The organism is Streptomyces sp. NPDC096193 (assembly GCF_040302905.1).
GTDB lineage: Bacteria > Actinomycetota > Actinomycetes > Streptomycetales > Streptomycetaceae > Streptomyces.
Window position 1 is genome coordinate 89,444 of the sequence record NZ_JBEOSJ010000011.1, and the last position, 26,654, is coordinate 116,097.

Sequence of the window (26,654 nt, forward strand, 5' to 3'; positions counted from 1 at the left end):
CGGCGCCGGCCCTGTCCCGGACTCCCCCCACCCCTTTCACGGAGCTCCCCCATGCCCCACGCCTCCGATACCGAAGGCGCGACAGAGAGCGCGGTCGAGACGCGCGGTCTCGAACCCGTCCCCGACGGGGAGCGCACAGGCCACGTCCGCGAACTGTTCCCCACTTGGGTCGCCGCCAACATCAGTGTGCTGTTGCTCACGATGGGCGCGGGTCTGGTGGTGTTCAACGGTCTGAACTTCTGGCAGGTCCTGGTCGTCGCTATCGCGGCCCCCGTCGTCTCGTACGGCATCGTCGGCCTGATATCCGTGGCGGGCAAGCGGGGTGGTTCTCCCGGCATGGCCCTGTCCCGCGCGGTCTTCGGGCAGCGCGGCAATCTGCTGCCGGGCTCGCTGATCTGGGTCGCGCGCTGGGGCTGGGAGACGATCAACGCGGTGACCGGCGCCTATGCCGTGCTGACCGTGCTGGATCTGCTCTTCGGCGTACGCAGCAACACCGCGCTGATCATCGTGACGCTGCTGCTCTTCGTCGCCTGCACCTTCCTCGTCTCGGGGCTGGGCATCAACGCCCTGCGGCGGTGCAGCACCTGGTCGACGTATCTCTTCGGCGGGTTCAGCGTGCTCGTCCTGGTCCATCTGGTCGCCAACACGGACTGGTCGGCGGTCTTCGACAAGCCGGCCGGGTCGACGGCGATGTTGGTCGCCGGCATCGGCACGATCGCGGCGGGCGGCATCAGCTGGGTCCCCTCGGGTCCGGACTTCACCCGCTATCTGCCGCGGACCGCGTCCAGCCGCGCGGTGGTCGGCTCGACGATCGGCGGCGCCGGGATCGTCGTCCTGCCGATGGTGCTGATGGGCGCGGTGATGGCGGTCTCGACTCCGGACCTGGCGAGTGCCAGCGACCCGGTCGCGTTCATCGGCGAGATCCTGCCGCTGTGGCTCGCCGTGCCCTATCTGCTGATCGCCCTGGTCGGCATGCTGCTGATCAACTCCATGTCCATGTACTCGGCGGGCTTCACGGCGCAGGCCCTGGGCATCCGGGTCCCGCGCGCCTGGGCCGTCAGTGTGAACGCGGTCATCAGCCTGGTCCTCGGCTTCCTGCTGATGGTGGTGGCGACCAGCTTCACCGGCTCGTTCATCTCGTTCCTGACGCTGCTGGCGGTGGCGTTCTCCGCGTGGATCGGTGTCTTCGGCGTGGACATGCTGCGCCGGAAGGACTACGACGGCGCGGCCCTGATGGACACCACGCGCACCAGCGCCTACTGGTACCGCGGCGGTTTCGCCTGGCAGGCGACGGCTTCCTGGGCCGCCGCGCTGCTGGTGGGCCTGCTGTTCACCAAGGTCGACTGGTTCTCGGGGCCGCTCGCCTCGTCGTGGCTCGGCGAGAACGGTCTCGGCTGGGGAGTGACGATCGTGGTGGCGGCGGCGCTGTACGCGGTGCTGCCCCGGACCGGGACCCCGGCCGCGGCCGCCACGGAAGCGGCGGCGGCCGAGCCCGTACGCCTGTCGCTCTGACCCCGGCGGGGCCCGCCCGCCCCGCTTCACCCCCGCCACCGGAAGCCCGGCGGTCCGGACCCTGGGAATCTGACAGCGCGTCAGCTAACGTCCATCCTCGCCAGGTTCACAACCGGTGGAGGGGGACGTCCCCATGGCCTTCACAGTGGCCCGCTTCAATCTCGTCGATCCCGGCGCGACACCCGAGACGCTCGCGGCCCGCTACCGCGCGGCGCTGGAGATGGCCGCGTACGCCGACGACCGCGGTATCGACACCATCCAGACCGAGGAGCACCACGGCGCGGTCAACAACTGGCTGCCCTCCCCCTTCGTGTTCGCCTCAGCCGTGCTCGGTGGCACGAGCCGCATCGCGGTCACCGTCTCCGCGATCATCGGCCCGCTCTACGATCCGCTGCGGCTGGCCGAGGACATCGCCGTGCTCGACCTGATCGGGCGCGGCCGGCTCGTCACCGTCGCGGGCATCGGCTACCGGCCGGAGGAGTACGAGCAGCTGGGAGCCGACTGGAGCCGGCGCGGCGCGCTGCAGGACGAGCTGCTGGACACGTTGCTGACGGCCTGGAAGGGCGAGCCGTTCAGCTATCGCGGTCGTACGGTCCAGGTCACCCCGCGTCCGTACACCCAGCCGCATCCCCTGCTGCTGGTCGGAGGCTCCTCGAAGGCCGCCGCGCGGCGGGCGGCCCGTTTCGGGCTGCCGTTCTTCCCGAGCGCGCATCTGCCCGAGCTGGAGGCGTACTACCAGGAACTGCGCACCCGGTACGGCACGGACGGCTTCTGCATGATGCCCGCGGAGAAAACCCCGCTGCTGCATCTGTCCGAGGACCCCGACCGCACCTGGGCGGAGTTCGGCGAACACTTCTTGCACGAGGCGCGGACCTACGCCTCCTGGCAGTCCGCGGACATCCGCTCGGCGGTGCGGTCGAAGGCGACGACGGTCGAGGAGCTGCGTGCCGAAGGGGTGTACCGGATCGTCACGCCCGAGGAATGCGTGGGGCTCGGGGCCGACAGCCTGGTCCTGCATCCACTGTGCGGTGGGATGCCGTTGGACGAGGGATGGCGTTCGCTCCAGCTCTTCGCCGAGCAGGTGGTCCCCCGGCTGACCGCCTCGTGACGCGGAGACGGCGGACTGCCCCGGCTCGATCGGCGAGCCGGGGCAGTGCCGTGAAGAGGAGAGGGGCAGCGGGGATCAGCCCATCTCCTCCAACGCCTTGCCCTTGGTCTCCTTCACGAACAGCAGCACGAAGGGGATGGAGAGCACGGCGAAGCATGTGTAGATGACGTAGGTGGCCGAGAGGTTCCAGTCCGACAGGCTCGGGAAGCTCGCGGTGATGGCCCAGTTGGCGATCCACTGCGCGGACGCGGCGACGCCGAGGGCGGCGGCGCGGATCCGGTTCGGGAACATCTCGCCGAGGAAGACCCACACGACGACACCCCACGAGAGGGCGAAGAAGAGCACGAAGACGTGGGCCGCGATCAGGGCGACGAAGCCCTGGGTGTCGGGGAGTTTGCCGTCGACGAGGTCGGCGGAGAAGGCCCAGGCCTCGACGGCGAGGGCGATGGCCATACCGGCGGAGCCGATCAGGGCGAGCGGCTTGCGGCCCACCCGGTCGACCAGGACCATCGCGATCACGGTGCCGATGATGTTCACGATCGACGTGGTGAACGAGTAGAAGAACGAGCCGCTCGGGTCGATGCCGACGGACTGCCACAGCGTCGAGGAGTAGTAGAACGCGACGTTGATGCCGACGAGTTGCTGGAAGACCGAGAGGCCGATACCGACCCACACGATGGGCAGGAAGGCGAAGCGCCCGCCGAGCAGGTCCTTGAATGTCGACTTGTGTTCCCGGCGCATGGCTCGGTCGATCTCGGCGACCCGGGCGTCCAGGTCGATCTTCGTGCCCTCCACCTCGGCGAGGACCTGCTTCGCCCTTTCGACCTTGCCGACGGAGATGAGGAAGCGGGGCGACTCGGGGATCGCGAAGGAGAGCAGCCCGTAGAGCACGGCCGGGACGACCATGACGCCGAGCATCCACTGCCAGGCCTCGATGCCGAGGATCTCGCCGCGCTGGTCGCCGTCGGCGATCTGGAGGATGCCGTAGTTCACCAGCTGGGAGACGGCGATACCGATGACGATCGCGGCCTGCTGGAAGGAGGCGAGCCGGCCGCGGTACGCGGGCGGGGAGACCTCGGCGATGTAGGCGGGGCCGATGACGGAGGCCATGCCGATGGCGAACCCGCCGACGATGCGCCAGAAGGCGAGGTCGTAGAGGGCGAACGGCAGGGCCGAACCGACCGCGCTGATCGTGAAGAGCACGGCGGCGATCTGCATACAGCGGATACGGCCGATGCGGTCGGCGATGCGGCCGGCCGTGGCGGCGCCGATGGCACAGCCGATCAGGGCGATGGCGATGACCTGGGCCAGGGTTCCGGACCCGATGTCGTAGCGGTCGCGGATGGCTTCGACGGCTCCGTTGATGACCGAACTGTCGTAGCCGAAGAGGAATCCGCCCATCGCGGCCGAGGCCGTGATGAAGATGACATGCCCGAGATGGTCGGGGTGGGCCTCACGGGCGCCGGATGCCGGTGGTGGCTCAGTGCTGGTCACGTGTACTCCTGGGGCCTCCGGCAGCGCCGGGCGTGGGGGGCGAGCCCTTCAAGTGGCGCACAACTTCATGCGGCCCACCACTTGAAGGTAAAAGCAACGTTGCAGAGACTATTCGTTCAAGTTTCGAAGTCAAGACCCTATCCCCAACATATTCGGGACACATGGGTGTCCGCTTCAGTTCAAGAGTTGAAGAGTTGTCAGCGGAGACGCTGACTGATGACCTTGGAGACTCCGTCGCCCTGCATGGACACGCCGTACAGCGCGTCCGCGACCTCCATCGTCCGCTTCTGGTGCGTGATCACGATCAGCTGGGACGACTCCTGGAGCTCCTGCATGATGCGGATCAGGCGCTGGAGGTTGGTGTCGTCGAGCGCCGCCTCGACCTCGTCCATCACATAGAACGGGCTCGGCCTCGCCTTGAAGATCGACACCAGCATCGCCACCGCGGTCAGCGAACGCTCGCCTCCCGACAACAGGGAGAGCCGCTTGACCTTCTTGCCCGGTGGCCTGGCCTCCACGTCCACACCCGTGGTGAGCATGTTGTCGGGGTCGGTCAGGATCAGCCGGCCCTCGCCTCCGGGGAAGAGGCGCGAGAAGACGCCCTCGAACTCCCGGGCGGTGTCGCGGTAGGCCTCGGTGAAGACCTGCTCGACGCGCTCGTCCACCTCCTTCACCACCTGAAGCAGATCGGCCCGCGTCTTCTTCAGGTCTTCGAGCTGTTCCGAGAGGAACTTGTGGCGCTCCTCCAGCGCCGCGAACTCCTCGAGGGCCAGCGGATTCACCTTTCCGAGCTGCTGATACGCCCGTTCGGCCGACTTCAAGCGTTTTTCCTGTTCGGCGCGGACGAAACGTCGCGGCTGGTTGCGGGGGTGCTCCGGGTCCTCCGGCAGCTCCTCGCCCTCGGCCGGCAGCGAGGGGGGCACGAGCTGGTCCGGCCCGTAGTCCGAGACAAGACCGGCGGGCTCCACACCGAGCTCTTCGAGCGCCTTCGTCTCCAGCTGCTCGATCCGCATGCGCTTCTCGGCGCCGAGCACCTCGCCCCGGTGGACCGAGTCGGTGAGCTTGTCGAGCTCGCTCTTGAGGTCGCGCCCCTCGTTGCGGGCGGCCGTCAGCTCCCTCTCCCGCTCGGCCTTCGCCGCCTCGGCCGCGACCCGTTCGGCCTCCGCGCGTACCAGCGAGACCTCGACGTGGGCCAGCAGCTGGCGGGCGCCGCTCGCCACCGCGGCGGCGACTTCCGCCTCGTGACGCAGCCGCGCACGGCGCTGTTCGGCCCGTGCCCGCGCCTCACGTTCGGCGCGCGCCCCGCGGTCGAGCGCGTCGGCCCGGCCCGCGAGTCCCTTCACCCGTTCCTCGTGCGTACGGACCTGGAGCCGTGCCTCCATCTCGGTCTGCCGCGCGTTGGCGCCGTCCGCGGCGAGCCGGTCCCGTACATGCGTGTCCGGCTCCTCCTCGACCGGAGTCTCCTCGGCGACCAGCAGCCGTTCGGCCAGCTCCTCGGCCTCCCCGCGGGCCCGCTCCAGCGCCTCCTGCGCCCGGGCGACGGCCGCGGTCGTCCGCTCGGCCTCGCCCGCGGCGCCGCGCGCCTGCCCCGCGAGCCGGCCCAGCCGGCCCGAGACCGCCGACTTCTCCCGGTCGGCCGCCCGGCGGCGCTCCCCCAACTCCTCGACGAGCCCGGCACATGCGGTGCGCCGCCCGGCGGCCTGCTGCTGGGCGGCCGCCAGTTCCTCGCACCGTACGGCGAGCTCCTCCAGCTCGGCGGCGGCCTCGGCGACGGAGGCCTGCACCTCCAGAAGACTCGGCGCACCGGCCGAGCCGCCCTGCGCGAAGTGCGCGCCGAGGACATCGCCCTCCGCCGTCACGGCGGTGAGTCCGGGCCGTGCGTGGACCAGGTCCTCGGCGTCCTCCAGCGTGCCGACGACGACGATGTCCCGCAGCAGCGAGCGCACCGCGGGCATCAGCTCCTCGGGCCCGCGCACCAGATCGGCGGCGTACCCAGGACCGTCCGGGTGCCGTTCCCCTGCGGTCTCGGGGCCACCGGCCAGCAGTATGGCGGCGCGTCCGGCGTCGGTCTTGCGCAGCAGGCGCAGTGCTTCGGCGGCCGTCGCCGTGGTGGAGACGACGACGGCGTCGGCGGCCGCGCCGAGGGCAGCCGCCACCGCTACCTCATGGCCGGGTGCGACCGTGAGCAGCTCCGATGCCGGTCCGAGCAGTCCGCCGAGCCGGTCCTTCGCCGCCAGCAGGGCGCCGGTGCCGTCCTTGCGGCGCAGGCCCAGCGCGAGCGCCTCGCGCCGGGCGGCGACGGCGGCGCGCTTGCGCTCGGCCGCGGTGAGTTCCTCGCGGGCCGAACTCAGGGCCGCCTCGGCCTCGCCCAGTTCACGCTTGGCCGCGTCGTGCCTCTCACCCAGCTCCGTGTCGTCGGCGTCCAGGCTGTCGACCTCGGCCTGGAGCTGCTCGTACTCCTCCTGGGCGGCGACCGCCCGCTCCTGGGCCTCGTCCCGGGCGGAGGCCAGCCGGTCGATCTCGGCCTGCGCCGAAGCGGCCCTGCTGCGGGCCGCGTTCACCTGGCCGTTGAGACGGGCCAGTCCTTCGCGGCGGTCGGCGATGGCACGGGCCACGTCCTTGAGCCGGCGTTCCTCGACCGCGAGTTCCCGCTCCAGATCGGCGCGGTGGGCGACGGTGTCCTCCAAGGCGCGCTCCGCCGCCTCCAGCGCGGCCTCCAGTTCGGCCTCCTGCTCACGGATCCGGGCGGCCTCGCGCTCCATGTCCTCGGGGTCGCGGCCGCGCCGGTCCTCTGCGGGCTGCGCGGTCGCGCTCTTGACCCGCGCGTCGGCCAGCGAGATGGTGCCGCGCACGCGCTCGGCGAGCTGGGACAGTGCGTACCAGCTCTGCTGGGCCTGCTGGAGCCGCGGCGCGAGCCGCCGCACCTCGTCCTCGAGATCGGCCTCCCGGCCGAGCGCGGCCTTGAGTTCGGCCTCGGCCGCCTCCTTGCGTTCCTTCAGCGCGGCCTCGTCGGCGACCTCGGTGCTCAGTGCCTGCCGGAGCTGTACGAGATCGTCGGCGAGCAGCCGCAGCCGGGCGTCGCGCAGGTCCGCCTGGATGACGGCGGCGCGGCGGGCGACCGCGGCCTGCCGCCCGAGGGGCTTGAGCTGCCGGCGCAGTTCGTCGGTCAGGTCCTGCACGCGGGCGAGGTTGGCCTGCATCGCGTCCAGCTTCCGCAGCGCCTTCTCCTTGCGCTTGCGGTGCTTGAGGACGCCGGCGGCCTCCTCGATGAACGCCCGCCGCCCCATGGGGTCGGCGTGCAGGACGGAGTCGAGCTGGCCCTGCCCGACGATGACGTGCATCTCGCGGCCGATGCCGGAGTCGGAGAGCAGTTCCTGGATGTCCAGCAGCCGGCAGGTGTCGCCGTTGATCTGGTACTCGCTGCCGCCGTTGCGGAACATGATCCGCGTGATGGTGACCTCGGCGTACTCGATCGGCAGAGCGCCGTCTGAGTTGTCGATCGTGAGGGAGACCTCGGCGCGGCCGAGCGGCGGGCGCCCGGTCGTCCCGGCGAAGATGACGTCCTCCATCTTGCCGCCGCGCAGCGACTTGGCCCCCTGCTCCCCCATGACCCAGGACAGCGCGTCCACGACGTTGGACTTGCCCGAGCCGTTGGGGCCGACGACGCACGTGATGCCCGGCTCGAACCGCAGCGTCGTGGCGGAGGCGAAGGATTTGAACCCGCGCAGGGTCATGGCCTTGAGGTGCACGCAGCCGGACTCTACCTTTCGCCTCGCTCGGACCGCCGGAACCGGCCCGTCCCGGCCTGCCCCGGGGGACAGTTCGCGGGTGCACTCGGTCTCGCCATCCGGGACGGCGGGCGGCTCACGGTTTCACCCATGAGGACGCAGGGCAGATCACGCGGTAGAAGAAGGACTGTAGGACGCCGGGGGGAAAGAAAGAAGGGACGCCGAAGCGTCCCTTGCATATCTTGTGCGGTTGATCTACCGGCGTGACCGAGCTCTGTCAGGTGAGCGCGGGCTCCGCCTGGGGTACGTCGATGTCGATGCCGTCAAGCAGCGACTCTCCAGGGTGCTTGGCGACGGCAGCGTTGAGCGCGTCGTTCTCGGACTGAATCCGTACAAGCTCGGATTCGAGGTCCTGGACGCGCTGCTGAAGCCGTCGCATCTCGGCGAGGAGTCGCGGGTCGGAGCCGCCGACGTAACCGAGAAGCGCCTTTGCCATGATGGATGGTCCTCCACACTGAGTGACCGACCGGAAGCGGTGTGGGTCGTGAGGGAATCGCACCCGCGGTGCTCGACAGTGCTATTGGTGCTCATGTCGCTGCGGTTCGTACTGCCAAACAGCTAAGGTGCGCGGGGCTTCCAGAGTCTCACCAAAAAGTTTGACGGTCAACACGATCACACCCCGTATCAAGGGCGAACCCGGGTGCTCACTGCCGCGGAACGCGCGGTGGAGCCTCTTCTCCGGGGCCGAGGGGCGTGGAGATCATCCTTACGGCCGCAGCCTGGCATGACAAGCCCTTCTTGGCAACCACCAGGCTCTTTCTGCCACGGACAGGTGCCGGAGGCATGCGTTCCGCGACGGCGGGGGCGGGCCGGCGACGGAACCTCAGCGGATCGCGAAGTCCTCGTACCCTCCGCGGGGCGTGTCCCAGATCTCAGTGACGCCGTCGACTCGACCGGGTGTGTCGTCGGACCGCAGCCAGTCCAGCAGACGGTGGCAATTCTCACGTGGGCCCTCGGCCACGACCTGCACCCTGCCGTCGTCCAGGTTGAGGGCGAAGCCGGTGAGGCCGCCGATCTCCAAAGCGTTTGCCCTGGTGAACCAGCGGAAGCCCACTCCTTGTACTCGGCCGCGTACCCACGCCGTCAGACGTGCAACATCATCCATGGCTGCAAGGTAGCCAATGGGCCAGTGCCGCATCACATCCCCATTCGGTGTTATGGCGTACAGTCCGGTCGAGCTGAGACTCACCCGTTCGGGTGAGCCTCCTTTGTCCAGCCGTAAAGCACAAGGAAGGCCAGCAGATGGGACGTCATCGACGCTCCGCCAAACGTGCGGGCAGGCCCGTACGTACTGGGCTGCTCGGCGTCTCCGCTGCCGTGGCGGTGGGTGCCGTGATCGTCGCGTCCGGCCTGCTGCCGGGTGGCGACACCTCCATCGTGGGCGGCGAGAGCTCGCCCACCGAGCAGGTCCGCACCGAGGGATCCGCCCGGCTGCAGACCCAGGGTGACGCGAGCGCCGAACCGACGCCCGAGACGTCGTCGCCGGCCTCCCCGACCTCGCCCACCGCAACACCCCCGCGTCCGAAGGCACCGGCGAAAAGCCCTGCTCAGAAGCGCGCGAAGCCGGTGAAGCCCGCGGAGCCCACCAAGCCCGCGAAGCCGAAGGCCGAGCCGTCGGCGAAGGCTCCGGCCCCGAAGCCGGTGAAGCCTTCCCCGGAGAAGAGCAAGAAGGAGAAGAAGGAGAGCGCCCCGACCCGTACGGAGTCGCGCGCCCCTGACCGCGCTCCCGACCGGCAGAAGCCCGTCTCGTCCTCCTCCGAGGCGGCGGCCGAGGCGGAGGTGCTCAACCTGGTGAACGAGGAGCGGTCCAAGGTGGGCTGCAGCCCGGTCCGGACCGACGCTCCGCTGGCCGCGCTCGCCGGCGCCTTCAGCAAGGACATGGCCGGCCGCGGCTTCTTCGACCACACCGACCCCGACGGCGACTCCCCCTGGGTCCGCGCCGCGCAGTCCGGCGTGAACAACCTCGGTGCCGAGAACATCGCCCGCGGCCAGGCCGACGCCTCCGCGGTCATGAACTCGTGGATGAACAGCGAAGGCCACCGAGCAAACATTCTCAACTGCGATTACAAGTCGCTCGGCGTCGGTGTCCACATGGCCGACGGCGGCCCGTGGTGGACGCAGGACTTCGGCTTCTAGCAGTCTCGCCGGGAGCTGCCCGGGGGCTAGAGCTTCCCGGGCAGCGACGCGCGCACGATGCGCGGCGGCCGCTGACAGCGCGGGCAGAAGTAGCTGGAACGGTTCATCCAGGGGCGTCGCCGCATCAGAGTGCCGCAGCGCCGGCAGGGCTCGCCCTCACGGCCGTAGGCATCCAACGATCGGTCGAAATATCCTGATTCGCCGTTCACGTTCACATACAGGCTGTCGAAGCTGGTGCCCCCGACGGCCAGGGCCGCGTTCATCACGTCCCGCACATGGCCGAGCAGCTCGGCCGAGCGGGCGCGGGGCAGACCGGTCGTCGGGCGCTCGTAGTGGAGCTTCGCCCGCCACAGGGCCTCGTCGGCGTAGATGTTGCCGACCCCGCTGATCAGCGACTGGTCCAGCAGTGCCCTCTTGACGGTGGTGCGCCGCAGCCGCAGCGCGGTGTGGAAAACGCCGTCGTCGAAGGCCGGGTCCAGCGGATCGCGGGCGATGTGCGCGATGACGTCGGGCAGTCCGTCCGGGGTGTTGTCGTGGAGCGATAGCCCGCCGAAGGTGCGCTGGTCGACGAACCGGAGTTCGGTGCCCAGCAAGTCGTCGAAACGGATCCGGATCCGCAGATGCTTCTCGTCGGCGGCGTCCTCCGGCTGCACCAGGAGCTGTCCGCTCATCCCGAGGTGTCCGAGGACCGAGCTGTCGGTGTCGGCCAGCGGCAGCCACAGGTACTTTCCCCGCCTGCGCGCTATCCCGACGCTGTGCCCCTTGAGCCTGGCCGCGAAGTCCCCGGCACCGGCGAGATGGCGGCGCACGGCGCGCGGGTGCAGGACCTGCACCTCGGAGATCGTACGTCCGCTGACCCAGCGCTGCAGTCCGCGACGTACGACCTCGACCTCGGGCAGCTCGGGCACGGGGCTCCTTCCGGGGAGGCTCGGAGTGACGCCCGCAGCGTACCTCTCCGTCACCTGCGGAAAAACGCCGAGGCCCCTGCGCTCCGGGAAGGAACGAGGGGCCCTGACGTGGTCGGAAGGAATGCGTCGCCATGGGCCGGGCCGGGGCCCGGTCCACAGGTTCCGAGGACTAGGCCGTGGCCCGGTCCGCCGGTTCCGAGGACGAAGAGGAGTCGGCGGCCTCTCCGTCCGTGGCGTCGGCGGCGGTGGCCGCCTCCGAGCTCGCCGCCGCGGCGGCGAGTTCGTCGGCCTCGGCCTTCTCCGCCTCGGCCTTGGCGACCTTGGCGGCGGCGACACGGTCGTCCGCGGCGGCACGGATCTCCCGCCACGCGGACTCCGCCGCCTGCTGCTCCGCTTCCTTCTTGCTGCGGCCGGTGCCGGTGCCGTACGAGACACCACCGACGCGGGCGGCAGCAGTGAAGGTTTTCTCGTGGTCCGGGCCCGTCTCCGTGACGAGATATTCCGGAACGCCGAGTCCCTCGGCCGCGGTGAGCTCCTGAAGACTGGTCTTCCAGTCCAGGCCCGCACCGAGGTTCGAGGATTTCTCGATCAGCGGGTCGAAGAGCCGGTGCACCAGCTCGGACGCCGCTTCGAGACCCTGATCGAGATAGACGGCGCCGATCACCGCTTCAAGGGTGTCGGCGAGGATGGATGCCTTGTCCCGTCCGCCCGTGCCTTCTTCACCCCGGCCGAGCCGGATGAAGAGACCCAGTTCCAGACCGCGACCGACTTCCGCCAGCGCACGCGAATTGACCACCGCGGCCCGCAGTTTGGCCAGTTGGCCTTCCGGCAGGTCGGGGTGGGTGCGGTACAGCGTGTCGGTGACCACCAGACCGAGCACCGAGTCCCCGAGGAACTCGAGCCGTTCGTTGGTGGGCAGGCCGCCGTTCTCGTACGCGTACGACCGGTGGGTCAGTGCTCGCACCAGAAGGGCGGACTCGAGGTGATACCCGAGCCGCCCTTCCAGAAGCGTGTGGGACGAGGCTGCGTTGGCTGTGTTTACTGCGTCTGCCTGCTTCTTGGCATGGGACAGTTCAGACATCGGGCCTCTCACCAGCCGCTCAGACCTCGAGGACCTGGCGCTTGTTGTAGGTGCCGCAGCTCGGGCACGCGATGTGCTGCTGCTTCGGCTCCTGGCAACGCTCACACGAAACCAGGGTGGGGACCGCAGCCTTCCACTGCGACCGGCGGTGGCGCGTGTTGCTGCGCGACATCTTCCGCTTCGGAACAGCCACGGCTACTTCTCCTGCTTCTCGTCGACGCCTGCTTCGGCGCCGCCCATGTTGTCCTTCTCGCCGTCCTTGATGGTTTCGGCGAGTCCCTGCAGTGCCGCCCAGCGAATGTCGGCGGCGTCATGGTGGTGACCGGGGTTCTCGTCCAGCCTGATCCCGCATTGGGAACACAGGCCGGCACAGGTCTCCCGGCACACCGGCTGCATCGGCAGTGCGAGCACCACCGCATCACGCAGCACGGGTTCGAGGTCGAACAGGCCGTCCTCGAGAAAGAGCGTGTCCTCGTCCTCGCCGTCGACCGTGTCCTTGTCGGGGACCGCAGTGCGAGTGCGGCTCCGGTCATCGGCGTCGGGGTACGAGAACATCTCCTGGAAGTCCGCGGCAACCTCTTGGCGCAGCGGCTCCAGACACCTTACGCACTCCCCCTCGGCGGTCGCACGGGCGGTGCCGGTGACGAGCACACCTTCCATGACCGACTCGAGACGGAGGTCGAGCTTCACGGGCGCACCTTCCGGCACGCCGATGACTCCTTCGATACCGAAGGTCGCCGGCGGACCGGGCGCCTCCACCGAGCGGGACAGCCGCTGGAGCGTGCCGGGACGCCGGCCCAGCTCGTGCGTGTCGAACACGAGGGGGTTGCGGTGGTCGAGGCGGGCGTTCAGGGCTCTTCCTGCTTTCGAATCGTGGGGAGTGGGCCGGCCCGGTGCTCCGAGGGAGCGGGCAGCCTGCATCGCGGATCTACGCGCGACCGAAGAACCAGGCTACCGGACGGGCCGCCGTAGACCCAATCCGGTACTCGTCGGCAGCCGCTTCGACGGGGTCAGTGCCCCTGCTCGTACCGGCGCAGCTGTTCGAGGTCGATCATGCTGGTGTCGAAGAGGCTGGTCTCGTCGAGGGCCGCGGCCTGCTGCTGGGGCTGGTGCTGGACCGGCTGCTGGTACGCGTACGGGTCCTGCTGTGCGTACTGCTGGTCGTAGCCCTGCTGCTGGTACCCGGCGTAGGGGTCCTGCTGGTACGCGGCGTACTGCTGGTGCTGGTCCCCGTAGCCCGAGGCGTAGGGGTCCTGCTGGGCCGGGATCGCGGGCTGGGCCTCGGCCACCGGCTGGTACTGCGGCTGCTGGGGCACGGGAGCCTGCTGCGGCACCGGGGTCTGCCGGGGCTCCGAGACCTCGGCCAGTCCGGCCAGGTAGTCGGCGTCGCTGGAGCGGTGCTGGACGCCCGCGGCGTCCTGGGCGGCCATGTGCTCGCCGAGCGCGTCGCTGGTGGTGCGGCCGTGGAGCTTCAGCCGGCCGCGGCCGACGGCCTCCAGGGTCTTGGACAGGACCGCCTCGAAGGCGCCGAGCTTGGCGTCCACGTACTCGTCGGCGCGGCCGATCAGGGTCTGCGGGTCCGAGCTGTACTCGGGGGCGTCCTCGTCGGCGTACCCCTGCGCGTCCAGGCCCGGGCCCCGGCCGAGCAGCTTCTCGCGGCCGCGGTCCACCGAGCCGATGGTCTTGGTGAGGACGACCTCGAAGTTGGCGAGCTTGGAGTCGACGTAGTCGTCGGCCTCCGCGCGGATCTCCTCGGCCTCCCGGCGGGCCTCGGAGAGGATGCGGTCCGCCTCGTCCTGGGACTGGCGGGCGACGTGGGTGTCCGAGATCAGCGAGCCGCGTTCCGCGTGGGCGCTCTCGATGATCCGCTCCGCCTCCTGACGGGCCTGGGCGACCAGCTGCTCACGGCCGCCGATCAGCTCCTGGGCCTGCGCGAGCGAACCGGGCAGGGCCTCACGGACCTCTTCGAGCATGGCGAGCAGGTCGGCGCGGTTGACCACGCAGGAGGCCGACATGGGCATGGACCGGGCCGAGCCCACCGCCTCGACGATCTCGTCGAGCTTCTTCTGCACGTCCACCGTGGTTCGCCACTCTCTGCCTGATATGAGACGGACGGGACGACTGTACGGCCCCCGACCGTCCGCCGGACACCGGGTGACGGGCTGTCAGTACGTCACTTCTCGGCGAGCCGGCGGGTGAGTGCCTCGTACACGACGGGAGGCAGCAGGTGGGAGACGTCCCCGCCCCAGGCGGCGACCTCCTTGACGAGGCTGGAGGAGAGGAAGCTGTAGGTGGGATTGGTCGGGACGAAGAGCGTCTCGACGCCGGAGAGGCCGTTGTTCATCTGGGCCATCTGCAGCTCGTAGTCGAAGTCGCTGACCGCCCGCAGGCCCTTGACGATGGCCGGGATGTCCCGCTGCTTGCAGAAGTCGACGAGCAGGCCGTGGTGGGACTCCACCTCGACGTTGCCGTAGTCGCTGGTGACTTCGCGGATCAGCTCGATCCGCTCGTCCACGGTGAACAGTCCCTGCTTGGACTGATTGATCATCACCGCGACATGTACGACGTCGTACAGCTTGGAGGCGCGGGCGATGATGTCGAGGTGTCCGTTGGTGATGGGGTCGAACGACCCCGGACAGACTGCTCGGCGCAACTGAAGTCCCTCGCTCTCCGGTCCGGTCATGGTGCGTCTTCGCACGTAGAGGCGGCGCGACCGTACCAAAGCGTTCCCTCGCCGTAGCGACGGGCCCGCACCGGTTCGAAGCCCTGCGGCCAGACGAATTCGCCGCCTCTGGTGCTGCGCTCCACGGTGACGACGGCATCGTCCGCGAGCCAGCCCTCGGAGCGGAGTGTGAGCAGGATCTCGCGAAGATCATCGTCGGTGACGGCGTACGGCGGGTCGAGGAAGACCACGTCATAGGGGTCACTCGGCGCCGGTCCTGTCACGATCTGTTCGGCTTTGCCGGTGCGGACCTCGGCACCGGGCAGTCCCAGCGTCCGGACGTTCTCGCGGACGATGCGGGCGGCTCGGGCGTCCGCCTCGACGAGCAGCGCGTGGGACGCGCCGCGCGAGAGAGCCTCCAGGCCGACGGCGCCGGAGCCCGCGTACAGATCGGCGACCCGCAGTCCGGTCAGCGTGCCGAGGAGCGATTCCCAGCTGGAGAACAGGCCCTCGCGAGCGCGGTCGGACGTGGGGCGGGTGCCGGTGCCGGGCGGGACGGCCAGGCGGCGTCCGCCGGCCGTACCGGCGATCACGCGGGTCATCTCAGTCCTCACTCGCGAGCGGCCGGGAGCTCCTGCCGGCCGGCCTGGCCAACATCCTGCGGGACCAGTGTCTCAGCCCTTGTCGAGATACCGCTCACGCTCCTTGTCCAGCAGGGCGTCCAGGGCCGTGCGCAGCTCGGGGAGCCGCTCCAGCTCCGGGTCCTCGCGGACGACGGTGACGGCCTCCTCGCGGGCGGCGGCGATGACCTCCTCGTCCTCGATGACGGTGAGCATCCGCAGCGAGGAGCGCACACCCGACTGGGCCTGGCCGAGGACGTCGCCCTCGCGGCGCTGTTCGAGGTCGATACGGGACAGCTCGAAGCCGTCGAGGGTGGCGGCGACCGCGCCGAGCCGGGCCCTGGCCGGAGTCGCCTCGGGCATCTCGGTCACCAGCAGACAGAGTCCAGGAGCGGAGCCACGGCCCACCCGGCCGCGGAGCTGGTGCAGCTGCGAGACGCCGAACCGGTCCGCGTCCATGATCACCATGGCGGTGGCGTTCGGGACGTTGACCCCGACCTCGATGACGGTGGTGGCGACCAGGACATCCACCTCGCCCGCGGCGAAGCGGCGCATCACGTCGTCCTTGTCGTCGGGCGCCATCCGGCCGTGCAGGACCTCGACGCGCAGTCCGGCGAGGGCTCCGCCGGAGAGCTGCTCGGCGATCTCCAGGACGGCGAGCGGGGGCCTCTTCTCCGCCTCGTCCTCGGCCGACTTCTTCTTGGTCTTCTCGTCCTCGCCGTCGCCGATGCGGGGGCACACCACATAGGCCTGGTGGCCCTTGCCGACCTCTTCGCGGACCCGCTCCCAGGCGCGCGCCAGGAAGTGCGGCTTGTCCTGGGCCGGGACGACATGGGTGGCGATGGGCGAGCGTCCGGCGGGCAACTGGTCCAGTACGGAGGTCTCCAGGTCACCGAAGACGGTCATGGCGACCGTCCTCGGGATCGGGGTCGCGGTCATCACCAGCAGATGCGGCGGCTGCTTCCCCTTGGAGCGCAGGGCGTCGCGCTGCTCCACACCGAAGCGGTGCTGCTCGTCGACCACCACGAGTCCGAGGTCGTGGAACTGCACCTTGTCCTCGATGAGCGCATGGGTGCCGATGACGATGCCGGCCTCGCCGGTCACCAGGTCGAGCAGCGCCTGCCGGCGGGCCGCGGCGCCCATCGAACCGGTCAGCAGCACGACCTTGGTGGCCTTCTCGGCGCTCCCGAGCATGCCGCCATCGGCGAGCTCGCCCATCATCTCGACGACGGAGCGGTGGTGCTGCTGGGCGAGGACCTCGGTGGGCGCGAGCATCGCCGCCTGACCGCCGGTGTCCACCACGGTGAGCATGGCGCGCAGCGCGACCATCGTCTTGCCGGAGCCGACCTCGCCCTGGAGCAGCCGGTGCATCGGATGCTCGGTGGCCAGGTCGCCGAAGATCTCCTCGGTGACCTTGATCTGTCCGTCGGTGAGGGTGAAGGGCAGCTTGGCGTCGAAGGCGTCGAGCAGCCCGCCCGGAACGGGCCGGCGCGCCACGGCGGGCAGTTGGGTCTCCGCGAACCGGCGCCGGGCCAGCGCCACCTGGAGCACGAACGCCTCGTCCCACTTGAGCCGCTGCCGGGCGTCCTCGATGTCGGCCTTGGTGTGCGGCCGGTGGACCTTCAGCAGCGCCTCGGGCAGCGGGACGAAGCCGCGCCCCTCCCGCAGGGCGGGCGGCAGCGGGTCGACCGCTTCCTGGGCGCTCGGCAGCACGGCGTCGACCGCCTTGGCGATCTTCCACGACTCCAGCCCCTTGCAGGCCGGGTAGATGGGGATGAGCGCGCCCGCCCAGGAGTCGACGTCGGCGGAGTCGTCCCCGCTGTCGGCGGCGAGCTTGGCGTACGTCGGGTGGGCCAGCTGGAGCTTGCGGTTGAAGACGGAGACCTTGCCGGCGAACATCGCGCGGCTGCCGGGCAGCAGTTCCTGATGCGGCTTGTGCACACCCCGGCCGAAGAAGACCAGCTGGAGCCGGCCGCTGCCGTCCGTGATGGTGATCTCCAGCCGCTTGCCGCGGCCGGCGTTGAAGGTGTGCACCCGGGCGTCGGCGACCTGCGCGACCACGGTGACGTCCTCGTCCAGCGGCAGCTCGGCGAGCCGGGTGAGCTGGCCGCGCTCCTCGTACCGCCGGGGATAGTGGTGCAGCAGATCGCCGGTGGTGTGCAGGTCGAGCTGCTCGGCCATCACCTTCGCGGTGGCGGCTCCGAGCGTCTTCTTCAGGGGTTCGTCGAGCGCGGACACGCGATCCATTGCACACCACGGCACCGACAGACGTCGCGCACCTGTGGATAACCGCTGGTCACACCGGTGCCGTGGACCCTAGGATGGCGCGGTCTCCCCCGCCTTCCCCGCTGCTTGCCCACGCCGCGATCACCTTCGACGGGATCGCCCGACCCGCGCCGCCGCTCCTCCCCCCACCGGCGCAGCGACGATGACTTCTGAGACCACGCGACCCACGTCCGAGACCACCCCGCACACCTTCCAGGTGGATCTGCGCGGCCTGGTGGATCTTCTCTCCCATCACCTCTATTCGAGCCCCAAGGTGTATCTGCGCGAACTGCTGCAGAACGCCGTGGACGCGATCACGGCCCGGCTGGCCGAGGACCCGGACGCGCCCACACGGGTGCGCCTCTTCGCCGAGGACGGGCGGCTGCGCGTCGAGGACTCCGGCATCGGTCTGACCGAGAGCGATGTGCACAGTCTGCTCGCCACGATCGGCCGCAGCTCCAAGCGTGCCGGTGTCGACAGAATCGCCTCCGCGCGCGCCGACTTCCTCGGCCAGTTCGGCATCGGGCTGCTCGCCTGCTTCGTCGTGGCGGCCGAGATCCGTGTGGTGAGCCGTTCCGCGCGGACGCCGGACGCGCCGCCCGTGGAGTGGTCCGCCCGCGACGACGGTTCGTACACCGTGCGTACGCTGCCGGACAGCGCGCGTCCCGAACCGGGCACGACCGTGCATCTCACCGCCCGCCCGGGCAGCGGCGACTGGCTGACCGAGGAGCGGGTGCTCGCGCTCGCCCGGGACTTCGGCTCGCTGCTGCCCTACGACGTACGGGTCGGGGACACCGCGGTCACCGATCTGCCCTCGCCCTGGGACCGCGCCTACCCGGGCCCGGCGGCCCGCCGGGTGGCTCTGGCGCGCCACTGCCACGAGCTGTTCGGCTTCACCCCGCTCGACTCGCTCGACCTGAACGTCCCGCTCGCCGGGATCCGCGGGGTCGCGTACGTCCTGCCACAGGCCGTCAGCCCCGCCCAGCGTTCCGGTCACCGGGTGCATCTGAAGGGCATGCTGCTCACCGACCGGGCGGACGAACTCCTCCCGGACTGGGCCTTCTTCGTACGCTGCGTGATCGACACCGACTCGCTGCGGCCCACCGCGTCCCGTGAGTCGCTGTACGCCGACGAGACGCTGGCGGCCGTGCGGGAGGCGCTGGGCGCCCGGATCAGGGAGTGGCTCACCGCTCTGGCCGCCGGTGATCCGGAGCGGCTGGCGCAGTTCCTGTCCGTCCACCACCTGGGTGTGAAGTCGCTGGCCAGGCACGACGGCGAGATGCTGCGCACCATGCTGCCGTGGCTGCCGTTCGAGACGACCGACGGCTCGCTCTCGCTGGCGGAGTTCGCCCGGCGGCATCCGGTGGTGCACTTCACGCGGACCGTGGAGGAGTACCGCCAGGTCGCGCCGATCGCGTCCGCGCAGGGCATCGGCGTCGTCAACGGCGGCTACACGTACGACACCGAACTGGTGGAGAGGCTCCCCTCGGTGCGGCCCGGAACGGTCGTCGCCGAGCTGGACGCCGACACGGTCACCGCGCATCTCGACACCGTGGACCCGGACGCCGAACTGGCGCTGGCGGGCTTCCTCGCGGCGGCCCGCGCCAAGCTCGACCCGCTGGGCTGCGACGTGGCGCTGCGCGCCTTCCATCCGCTGACCGTGCCCGCGCTGCATCTGGACGACCGTGCGGCCCGTCATGAACGCTCCCGCGCCGAGGCGGAGGAGCAGGCCGACGATCTGTGGGCCGGCATCCTCGGGTCGCTGCGCGGCAGCGCGCCGCGGGCCCGGCTGGTGCTGAACCACCTCAACCCCCTGATCCGCAGGATCAGTTCGCTCGACGACAGGGAACTCGCCGGAACGGCGACGGAGGCCCTGTACGGGCAGGCCCTGCTGATGGCCCAGCGGCCGCTGCGCCCGGCCGACTCCGCGCTGCTCAACCGCGCGTTCGTCGGCCTGCTCGAATGGGCCACCCACGACCAGGAGAACGGCCGATGAGTACCGACGTCACATCCCTGCGGCAGGCTCTGGCCGACAACTACGGGGAGCCGGAGGGACCGGCGCGCAACGCCCGCGCGGAGCGGATATTCGCCGGCATCGAGCAGTCGGGCGACACCGAGCTGCTGATCGACGGCCTCAACCATCTGATGCAGGTCTACAACTACAGCTCCGAGGCGGACAAGATGTTCGTCCCCTTCGCGCGGCTGCTGCGCATGTGGGACGAACGGCCCGGGGACTTCGACGGACAGCAGACGCACAGTCTGTTCTGGATGTTCAAGTGGGTCTCCAGCGGCATGATCGACCAGCCCCACATCCCGCTCGCCTCCATCGAGAAGTGGCAGGGCGAGATGGAGCACCGCTACCGGGTCGCCGGGCATTCCGAGCGTGCCGTGCGCCAGGGCGAGCTGCGGATCGCGCGCCATGTGGGCGACACGGAGCGCGCCGAGCGTGCGTACGCGGCCTGGCAGGCGGCGGACCGCGACAACAAGAGCGACTGCCGGGCCTGCGAGCTGCGGGCTCAGGGGTCGTACCTGGCGCACCGCGGCGACGACGCGGCGGCGCTGGAGGTCTGGCGGCCTGTGTACGAAGGCGAGTTCAGCTGTGCGCACGAGCCGCACGCCGTGCTCTCGTCCTCGCTGCTGCCCCTGCTGCGTCTCGGGCGGCCGGACCAGGCCCGCGCGCACCATCTGCGGGGCCACCGGATGGTGCGCTCGATGGAGAGCATGCGCAGCGCCGTCGCCCAGCACGTCGAGTTCCTGACGCTGACCGGCAACGAGGCACGCGGTCTGGAGATCCTCGCCGAGCGTCCGGCGTACTTCACCGACTCCGGGGAGCCGAGCAGCCTGATGGGCTACCTCGCGGTGACGGCGCTGCTCACCGACCGGCTCACCACCCTCGGCCACGGAGAGCAGAGTCTCGCCGGACCGGGCGGCCGCGACTGGACGGCGCGCGAACTGGCCGTGCACGCCCGCAAGGAGGCCCTCGCTCTCGCGGCGCGGTTCGACGAGCGCAACGGCACCTTTGAGGTGAGCCGCGCGATCCGGGAACGGATGGACCGGGAACCGCTGCTGGAGCGGCTGCCGCTGGGGCTGCGGCCCTCCCGGCCCGTCCCGGTGCCGCGCCCGGCCCCGGTCCCGCCGCCCGTCGCCTCCCTCGACTCTCTGCTGGCCGAGGCGCGCAGCCTCTCGGAGGCGCAGCGCCCCGATTCGCTGGAGGCCTGGGCGGCCGTCGCCGCCGCGGGCGGGCGCGAGGGCACCGAGCTCGGCGCGCGCGACCGCGCCGAGTTGGAGGAGCACCGGGGCCTGGACCGTACGGTGCCGCCCGCCGAGAGCGCGGCACACTTCCGCGCCGCCGCGGATCTTTACGAGAGCGCGGGTGACCTCGGCCGGGCGGTGGCCGCTCGGGCGAGGGCCGCCTACGCGCTCTGCCAGGACGAGCAGCCCGGTCGCTTCGACGAGGCGCTGGCGGAACTGGCCGGGCTCCGGGCCCGGGTGCTCGCCCTCCACGCTGAAGGCAGCGCGAGCGCCCATCAGGTGAGCCGGGTGCTGCTGTGCCGCTGTCGCATCCTCAACGACGGGATCCACCTTGCCGAGGACACGGCGGCCGCGGTCGGCGCGCTGGAGGAGTCCGTACGGGAGCTGCTGGCCTTCGCCGAGCCGCACGGGGACGACGCGGGCGTCGGCACCACGGTCGGGGAGGCACTCGGCTACCTCGGCAACATCACGGCCTTCGGGGGTGACGCGCGGGAGGCCGCCCGGCTGTACGCCCGGGCCGCCGAGGCGTACGTCGCCGCGGAACGGCCCTGGTACGCCGTCGAGGCCGAGACCCAGCTCGCGGGGGTGAGCCGGCATCTCGGCGACCCCGAGACGGCCGAGCGGGCCTCCCGCGCCGCCTTGGAGCACGCACGGGCCTACGCCGAGCCGGGCGGGCTGTGCCGGCTGCACCTCCAGCTCGTCGAGTCGCTCGCCGACAACGACAAGCTCGCGGACGCCGCCGAGCACGCGCTGGAGGCCGCGCACTGGGCGGACGAGGCGGGCGAGAGCAAGGGCAACGGCGCGTACGCCCGGCACCGGCTCGGCGGCCTTCTGCTCCAGCTGGGCCGCGTCGACGAGAGTGCCGCGGTGCTGGAGGCGGTACTGCCGGATCTGACCGCCGACGATCACGGCGACGGCATGATCGTGCAGACGCTGTGGTGGCTGGGCGACTGTCTGGTGGCGCTGAACGAGCCGCAGGCGGCTGCCGAGCACTGGCTGCGGGCGGCGGACATCGCGCGCGGATGGCCGGAGCAGCGCGACCACGCGATGCTCGCGAACCTGGCCGGGCAGGCGTTGTACCGGGCCGACCTCGACTCCGAGGCGGACCTGGCCTATCAACGGGCCGGCGAGCTGTGGCGGGAACTGGGCGACGTCCACGCGTATGTGCGGACGGTGCGGGTACGGGCCTGGATCGCCGTCCGTGAGGGGCAGGCAGGCCCCGCGGCGGCGCGCGAGCTGATGACGTCGGCGGCGCAGGCGTGCGAGGGCGCCTTGGAGGGTGCCGTCGACCGCGAGGCACGCGACGGTTTCCGCGCCGAACTGGCCGACACCCACCGGCAGACCGCCGAGCTGGTCGCATCCGCCGCCGAGGTCGGGCCGGGCGAGAACGACACCGACGGCTCGGCACGGGCCGCGTACACGGAGGCGGTGGCATACGCGGAGAAGGCGATCGCCGCGTTCACGGCAGCGGGCGAGCAGTACGCCGAGCAGCGGGCCCGGGCGGAAATTCTGGCGGGCCGGCTGGAGGCGGATCTGGGCGCGACCGACGCGGCGGAGTCCCGGGCCCGGGGCGTGCTGGCACGTCACGGTGCCGAGGGCGTGGGGGCGGATGCGCGGTCGCTGCTGGAGTACGTGGGCAGGCGGTGAGCGGGAGGCCCTGCTGGAGTACGTGGGCAGGGGGTGAGCGGGAGGCCCTGCCGTCGGGGCCGGGCCTCAGGAGCCTGAGGCCCGGCTCGAAGGCGGGCCCTGCCCTGAGCCGGGGCCGGGGGAGGCCCCCCGGGCCCAGCCCGGCCGCCCGGCTCCGCCTACTCCACGCCGATCAGCAGCGGTGTCGAGCCCCGCCCGCCGCGGTAGAGCACGGTGTCCACGGCCAAGTGCGTGTCCCTGACGTGACGTTCCAGCTTCGCGGCCACCTCGTCGCCGTCGGCGACGCCCTCCCCCAGTACCAGAGTCACCAGTTCGCCGCCGGCCGCCAGCATCCGGTCCAGCACGGTCGTCGCCGTGGTCATGAGGTCCGTACCGATCACCGCGACGTCTCCGTCGATCAAACCGAGCACATCGCCCTCCTGGCACACGCCCGCCGTCGTCCACGACTGCCGCTCGGCCACCGTGACTTCGGCGTACCGCGTCGCCCCGGCGGCCGCCGTCATCGCGACCACGTCCTCGTCGAAGCGCCGGTCCGGCTCGTGCACCGCGAGGGCGGCGATTCCCTGGACGGCCGCGCGCGTGGGGACAAGAGCGACACGGACGCCCTCCGTCCTGGCCTGTTCGGCGGCCGCGGCCGCCGTGTGCCGCAGGTCGGCGGAGTTCGGCATGAGGACGACCTCGCGGGCGTGCGCGCGGCGGATGGCGTCGACGAGTTCGCCGCTGACGGGCGGCTCCCCCGGCCGTGCGAGCACCGTCGTCGCGCCGGCCTCGGCGCACAGACCGGCGAGCCCTTCGCCGGAGACGACCACGACCACCGCCCGCTGCACCTGCTCCCGTACGGGGGCCGCGGCCAGGTCGAAGTGTGTGATGCGGATCCGGTAGGGCCGCCCCGCCTCGACACCGGCCTCCACGGCCGCACCGGCGTCGTCGACGTGGACGTGGACGTTCCACAGCCCGTCGCCGCCGACGACGACCAGGGAATCGCCGAGAGAGTCCAGCCGGGTCCGCAGCCGCGCCACGGCGTCGTCCTCCGCCTCCAGCAGGTAGATCACCTCGAACGCCGGCCCGCCGTCGTCGGCGCAGGGCCGCGCCGGGGCGCCGAGACCCTCGGGACCCGGCCGTACGTGCGCCAGCGGCGGAGGCACCGGGGCCTCGCCCGACACCGCCTCGACCAGCGCGCCCAGCACCGCGAGGAGCCCACGCCCGCCCGCGTCGACGACTCCCGCACGGCTGAGCACGTCGAGTTGTCCCGGCGTCGCGTCCAGCGCGGCCCGGGCTCCCTCGTAGGCCGCTCGCGCGGCATCGTCGGGGGCGCTCTCCGCGGCTTCCGCCGCCGCGGCGGCCACGCTCAGGATCGTTCCTTCGACAGGGTGCGCGACGGCCTCACGGGCGAGCGCGGAAGCCCGTCGCAGGGCGCCCGCCAGATGATCCCCGTCGCAGAGCCGCTCCGCCATGCCCCGCAGCAGCTGCGCCAGGATGGTGCCGGAGTTCCCGCGGGCCCCGATCAGCGCTCCGTGGGCCATGGAGCGGACCGCGTCGGCCGCCGCGGGGGCCGAGGACCCCGTCTCGTGCGCGGCGAAGACGGCCTCGACCGCCTGGGCCGCCGATTCGAGAGTCAGATAGAGATTGGTGCCGGTGTCCCCGTCCGCGACGGGGTAGACGTTGATCGCGTCGATCTCCTCGCGCTCCCGGCCCAGTGCCTCCAGCGCCCGTGAGCACCAGATGCGTACCGAGGCGGCGTCGAGGGTCTGCGGCACCTGGTGATCCTCCTTGAGCGGCGGGTTGCACCGCAGAGTAGACCCCGGTGGGAGCGGGGGCCGGGGAGGGGGCGGGGCGAACCGTGGTAGTTTCGTATCTCGGACGCAGTCGTTGTATGCTGCTCCGGTTGCCCGATGAAAGTCGGGCCATTCCCCCGGCAAAGCCACCGAATCAGATCACTGATTTCCGGCCGCCGGAATTCACTGTAAGTGCATCTGAAGTCTTTGGAGTGACCCGTGGCTGCCAACTGCGACGTCTGCGGCAAGGGGCCGGGCTTCGGCAACAACATTTCGCACTCGCACCGCCGTACGTCTCGTCGCTGGAACCCGAACATCCAGCGTGTGCGTGCCGTGGTCGGTCGGACGCCGAAGCGGCTCAACGTCTGCACCTCGTGCATCAAGGCCGGCAAGGTCTCGCGCTAACCGCGACGTTTCGTCGTAGCGCAGCCCCTGCGGTTGCCTTGAAAAGCCGGTCCACATCAGTGGACCGGCTTTTTGCCGTGCCGTCGTGCCGTCGTGCCCGACCCCGCCGCCCTGCTTCGGCTGAGGAACCGTGCACGACCGTGCGGGCGCACAGCCGTGCCGTACCGGGCAGCCGCCCCTTCTACCGCTGACGCCAGGCGTGATCCACCGGCCCGATGCCGCCGCCCAGGGCGAACCCCGCCGCGATCGCGCCGGTGACGTACTCCTTCGCGGCACGTACCGCCTCCGGGACGGTGAGTCCCTTCGCCAGCCCCGCGGCCACGGCGGAGGCGAGCGTGCAGCCCGTCCCGTGCGTGTGCCGGTTGTCGAGCCTGGTCGCGCGCAGCCAGTGCTCCTCGGTCCCGTCCGTCAGCAGATCCACCGCGTCGCCGGACAGATGCCCGCCCTTGATCAGCGCCCAGCGCGGGCCGAAGCGGAGCACGGCCTCCGCGGCCCGGCTCATCCCCGCTTCGTCCGTCACCTCCAGGCCCGTGAGCTGGGTCACCTCGTCAAGATTCGGCGTGGCCACGGTCGCGACCGGCAGCAACGTCGTGCGGACCGAATCCAGCGCGGAGGCCGCGAGCAGGGAGTCCCCGTGCTTGGAGACCCCCACCGGGTCGACGACGACGGGCGCGTCCGTCCCGGCCAACAGCTCGGCCACGGCCTCCACCAGCGGCGCGGACGCCAGCATGCCGGTCTTCACCGCCTGGACGCCGATGTCGTCGACGACGCTGCGGTACTGGGCCCGTATCGCTTCGACGGGCAGCTCCCACGCGCCCTGCACACCCAGCGAGTTCTGCGCGGTCACCGCGGTGATCACGCTCATGCCGTGGGTGCCGAGGGCCATCATGGTCTTCAGATCGGCCTGGATCCCCGCGCCGCCGCCCGAGTCGGAGCCGGCGACGGTCAGGACGCGGACGGGCGTCACGAGTCCTCCCCGAAGTGGTCCCAGCCGCTCTTGCTGTGCCAGGGCAGACCGTCCACGGTCACCTGGGGCAGCGCCGACGGGTTGAGCACCTCGCCGATCACCTTCCAGCGGGCGGGCAGCTTCACGTCGGACGGGAAGGTCGCGACGATGGCGTGGTCCTCGCCGCCGGTGAGGACCCACTGCAACGGGTCGACGCCGACGGCCTGGCCGATGTCGTTCATCTGGGTCGGGATGTCGATCGAGCCCGAACGCAGGTCGATCCGGACCTTGCTCGCCTCCGCGATGTGCCCGAGGTCGGCGACGAGTCCGTCGCTGACGTCGCACATGGCGGTGGCGCCGAGACCGGCCGCGGCGGGACCCGCATGGTACGGCGGTTCGGGACGCCGGTGCGCCTCGACGAACGCGCGCGGGGAGCGGAACCCGCGCGAGAGGACCGCGTGCCCGGCGGCCGACCAGCCCAACCAGCCGGTGTACGCGACGACATCGCCGGGCCGGGCCCCGCCCCGGGTCACCGGCTCGTGGTTGCGCAGATCGCCGAGCGCCGTGATGGCGAGAGTGATCACGTCGCCGCGGACGACATCGCCGCCGACGACCGAGGCTCCCGCGACCTGGCACTCGTCACGGATGCCGTCCATCAGCTCGGTGGCCCAGGTGACAGGGAGTTCGGCGGGGACGACCAGCCCGAGCAGCAGCGCGGTGGGGACCGCGCCCATGGCCGCGATGTCGGCCAGATTCTGTGCGGCGGCCTTGCGGCCCACGTCGTACGCCGTCGACCAGTCACGGCGGAAGTGCCGCCCCTCCAGCAGGATGTCCGTGCTCGCCACGACACGGCGGTCGGGCGCGGCCACGACCGCCGCGTCGTCTCCCGGTCCGATGCGGACCGCTGGGGTGGAGGTGAGCCGGGAGGTGAGCTCTCTGATGAGCCCGAACTCCCCCAACTCGCCCACAGTGCCCTTCACCGAGTCTCACCTCTCCGTCGTGCTGCCGGAACGTCCGGCAGAGCCGCTTCCTTGCGGTCGCGAGCGGTCTTGGCG

The 26,654-nt window shown here is 71.0% G+C and carries 21 protein-coding genes; 6 read left to right on the forward strand and 15 right to left on the reverse strand.

Annotated features, from left to right (window positions below):
* The first annotated feature begins 51 nt into the window (after positions 1-51).
* Together ABTX78_RS18105 and ABTX78_RS18110 are read left to right on the forward strand one after the other, a co-directional pair.
* Positions 52-1,512, forward strand: coding sequence for a cytosine permease (locus ABTX78_RS18105; RefSeq protein WP_352207766.1), 1,461 nt, complete (start codon positions 52-54; stop codon positions 1,510-1,512).
* A 133-nt stretch (positions 1,513-1,645) separates the two neighbouring features.
* The gene (locus ABTX78_RS18110; RefSeq protein ID WP_352207767.1) at positions 1,646-2,620 is read left to right on the forward strand and encodes an LLM class flavin-dependent oxidoreductase; all 975 of its coding nucleotides are present in this window, start codon (positions 1,646-1,648) and stop codon (positions 2,618-2,620) included.
* Positions 2,621-2,695: 75 nt separating this feature from the next.
* On the opposite strand, the gene ABTX78_RS18115 is transcribed toward ABTX78_RS18110, so the two are convergent.
* The 4 genes from ABTX78_RS18115 to ABTX78_RS18130 all read right to left on the reverse strand — a co-directional run bounded on the left by ABTX78_RS18115 (position 2,696) and on the right by ABTX78_RS18130 (position 9,007).
* A complete protein-coding gene (locus tag ABTX78_RS18115; RefSeq protein WP_352207768.1) occupies positions 2,696-4,114 on the reverse strand; it encodes a sugar porter family MFS transporter in 1,419 nt (472 codons plus the stop codon).
* 197 nt (positions 4,115-4,311) lie between these two features.
* Positions 4,312-7,863, reverse strand: coding sequence for a chromosome segregation protein SMC (gene smc, locus ABTX78_RS18120; protein ID WP_352207769.1), 3,552 nt, complete (start codon positions 7,861-7,863; stop codon positions 4,312-4,314).
* 256 nt (positions 7,864-8,119) lie between these two features.
* Positions 8,120-8,338, reverse strand: coding sequence for a hypothetical protein (locus ABTX78_RS18125; RefSeq protein ID WP_313943858.1), 219 nt, complete (start codon positions 8,336-8,338; stop codon positions 8,120-8,122).
* A 387-nt stretch (positions 8,339-8,725) separates the two neighbouring features.
* Positions 8,726-9,007 carry an acylphosphatase gene (locus ABTX78_RS18130; protein WP_352207770.1) on the reverse strand — a complete coding sequence of 94 codons (282 nt, stop codon included), beginning with the start codon at positions 9,005-9,007 and terminating at the stop codon, positions 8,726-8,728.
* Positions 9,008-9,144: 137 nt separating this feature from the next.
* Here ABTX78_RS18130 and ABTX78_RS18135 point away from each other — a divergent pair, with 137 nt between their 5' ends.
* A complete protein-coding gene (locus tag ABTX78_RS18135) occupies positions 9,145-10,038 on the forward strand; it encodes a CAP domain-containing protein (RefSeq protein WP_352207771.1) in 894 nt (297 codons plus the stop codon).
* 26 nt (positions 10,039-10,064) lie between these two features.
* Here ABTX78_RS18135 and mutM read toward each other — a convergent pair whose 3' ends face one another.
* From mutM to recG, 8 genes are all read right to left on the reverse strand, one after another.
* Entirely contained in the window at positions 10,065-10,946 is an 882-nt protein-coding gene (mutM, locus tag ABTX78_RS18140) for a bifunctional DNA-formamidopyrimidine glycosylase/DNA-(apurinic or apyrimidinic site) lyase (RefSeq protein WP_352207772.1), read from the reverse strand.
* 169 nt (positions 10,947-11,115) lie between these two features.
* Positions 11,116-12,027 (reverse strand): ribonuclease III, encoded by a 912-nt coding sequence (gene rnc / locus ABTX78_RS18145; RefSeq protein ID WP_352207773.1) that lies wholly within the window; start codon positions 12,025-12,027, stop codon positions 11,116-11,118.
* A gap of 19 nt (positions 12,028-12,046) precedes the next feature.
* Complete coding sequence (gene rpmF, locus ABTX78_RS18150) at positions 12,047-12,220, reverse strand: 50S ribosomal protein L32 (protein WP_026165248.1); 174 nt, start codon at positions 12,218-12,220, stop codon at positions 12,047-12,049.
* A 2-nt stretch (positions 12,221-12,222) separates the two neighbouring features.
* On the reverse strand, positions 12,223-12,846 hold the full coding sequence (locus ABTX78_RS18155) for a YceD family protein (RefSeq protein WP_352207774.1): 624 nt from the start codon (positions 12,844-12,846) through the stop codon (positions 12,223-12,225).
* A 191-nt stretch (positions 12,847-13,037) separates the two neighbouring features.
* Positions 13,038-14,105 carry a F0F1 ATP synthase subunit B gene (locus ABTX78_RS18160; RefSeq protein ID WP_352207775.1) on the reverse strand — a complete coding sequence of 356 codons (1,068 nt, stop codon included), beginning with the start codon at positions 14,103-14,105 and terminating at the stop codon, positions 13,038-13,040.
* A 95-nt stretch (positions 14,106-14,200) separates the two neighbouring features.
* Positions 14,201-14,680 carry a pantetheine-phosphate adenylyltransferase gene (gene coaD, locus ABTX78_RS18165; RefSeq protein ID WP_352207874.1) on the reverse strand — a complete coding sequence of 160 codons (480 nt, stop codon included), beginning with the start codon at positions 14,678-14,680 and terminating at the stop codon, positions 14,201-14,203.
* Positions 14,681-14,706: 26 nt separating this feature from the next.
* Positions 14,707-15,291, reverse strand: a complete 585-nt coding sequence (rsmD, locus tag ABTX78_RS18170) for a 16S rRNA (guanine(966)-N(2))-methyltransferase RsmD (protein ID WP_352207776.1) — start codon at positions 15,289-15,291, stop codon at positions 14,707-14,709.
* A gap of 72 nt (positions 15,292-15,363) precedes the next feature.
* Positions 15,364-17,556 (reverse strand): ATP-dependent DNA helicase RecG, encoded by a 2,193-nt coding sequence (gene recG / locus ABTX78_RS18175; protein ID WP_352207777.1) that lies wholly within the window; start codon positions 17,554-17,556, stop codon positions 15,364-15,366.
* Between the two features lie 181 nt (positions 17,557-17,737).
* Between recG and ABTX78_RS18180 the strand changes: the two genes are divergently transcribed.
* Positions 17,738-19,570 carry an HSP90 family protein gene (locus ABTX78_RS18180; RefSeq protein WP_352207778.1) on the forward strand — a complete coding sequence of 611 codons (1,833 nt, stop codon included), beginning with the start codon at positions 17,738-17,740 and terminating at the stop codon, positions 19,568-19,570.
* Complete coding sequence (locus tag ABTX78_RS18185; protein WP_352207779.1) at positions 19,567-22,473, forward strand: tetratricopeptide repeat protein; 2,907 nt, start codon at positions 19,567-19,569, stop codon at positions 22,471-22,473. Before ABTX78_RS18180 ends, ABTX78_RS18185 begins: the two co-directional genes overlap by 4 nt.
* A gap of 158 nt (positions 22,474-22,631) precedes the next feature.
* Here ABTX78_RS18185 and ABTX78_RS18190 read toward each other — a convergent pair whose 3' ends face one another.
* Positions 22,632-24,230: a DAK2 domain-containing protein gene (locus tag ABTX78_RS18190; RefSeq protein ID WP_352207780.1), complete on the reverse strand. Its 1,599-nt coding sequence runs from the start codon at positions 24,228-24,230 to the stop codon at positions 22,632-22,634.
* Between the two features lie 237 nt (positions 24,231-24,467).
* On the opposite strand from ABTX78_RS18190, the gene rpmB reads away from it, so the two are divergent.
* Positions 24,468-24,653 (forward strand): 50S ribosomal protein L28, encoded by a 186-nt coding sequence (gene rpmB / locus ABTX78_RS18195; RefSeq protein WP_003957616.1) that lies wholly within the window; start codon positions 24,468-24,470, stop codon positions 24,651-24,653.
* Positions 24,654-24,834: 181 nt separating this feature from the next.
* Here rpmB and thiD read toward each other — a convergent pair whose 3' ends face one another.
* On the reverse strand, positions 24,835-25,620 hold the full coding sequence (gene thiD / locus ABTX78_RS18200; RefSeq protein ID WP_352207781.1) for a bifunctional hydroxymethylpyrimidine kinase/phosphomethylpyrimidine kinase: 786 nt from the start codon (positions 25,618-25,620) through the stop codon (positions 24,835-24,837).
* Entirely contained in the window at positions 25,617-26,579 is a 963-nt protein-coding gene (locus ABTX78_RS18205; protein WP_352207782.1) for a thiamine-phosphate kinase, read from the reverse strand. Before ABTX78_RS18205 ends, thiD begins: the two co-directional genes overlap by 4 nt.
* Between the last annotated feature and the right edge of the window lie 75 nt (positions 26,580-26,654).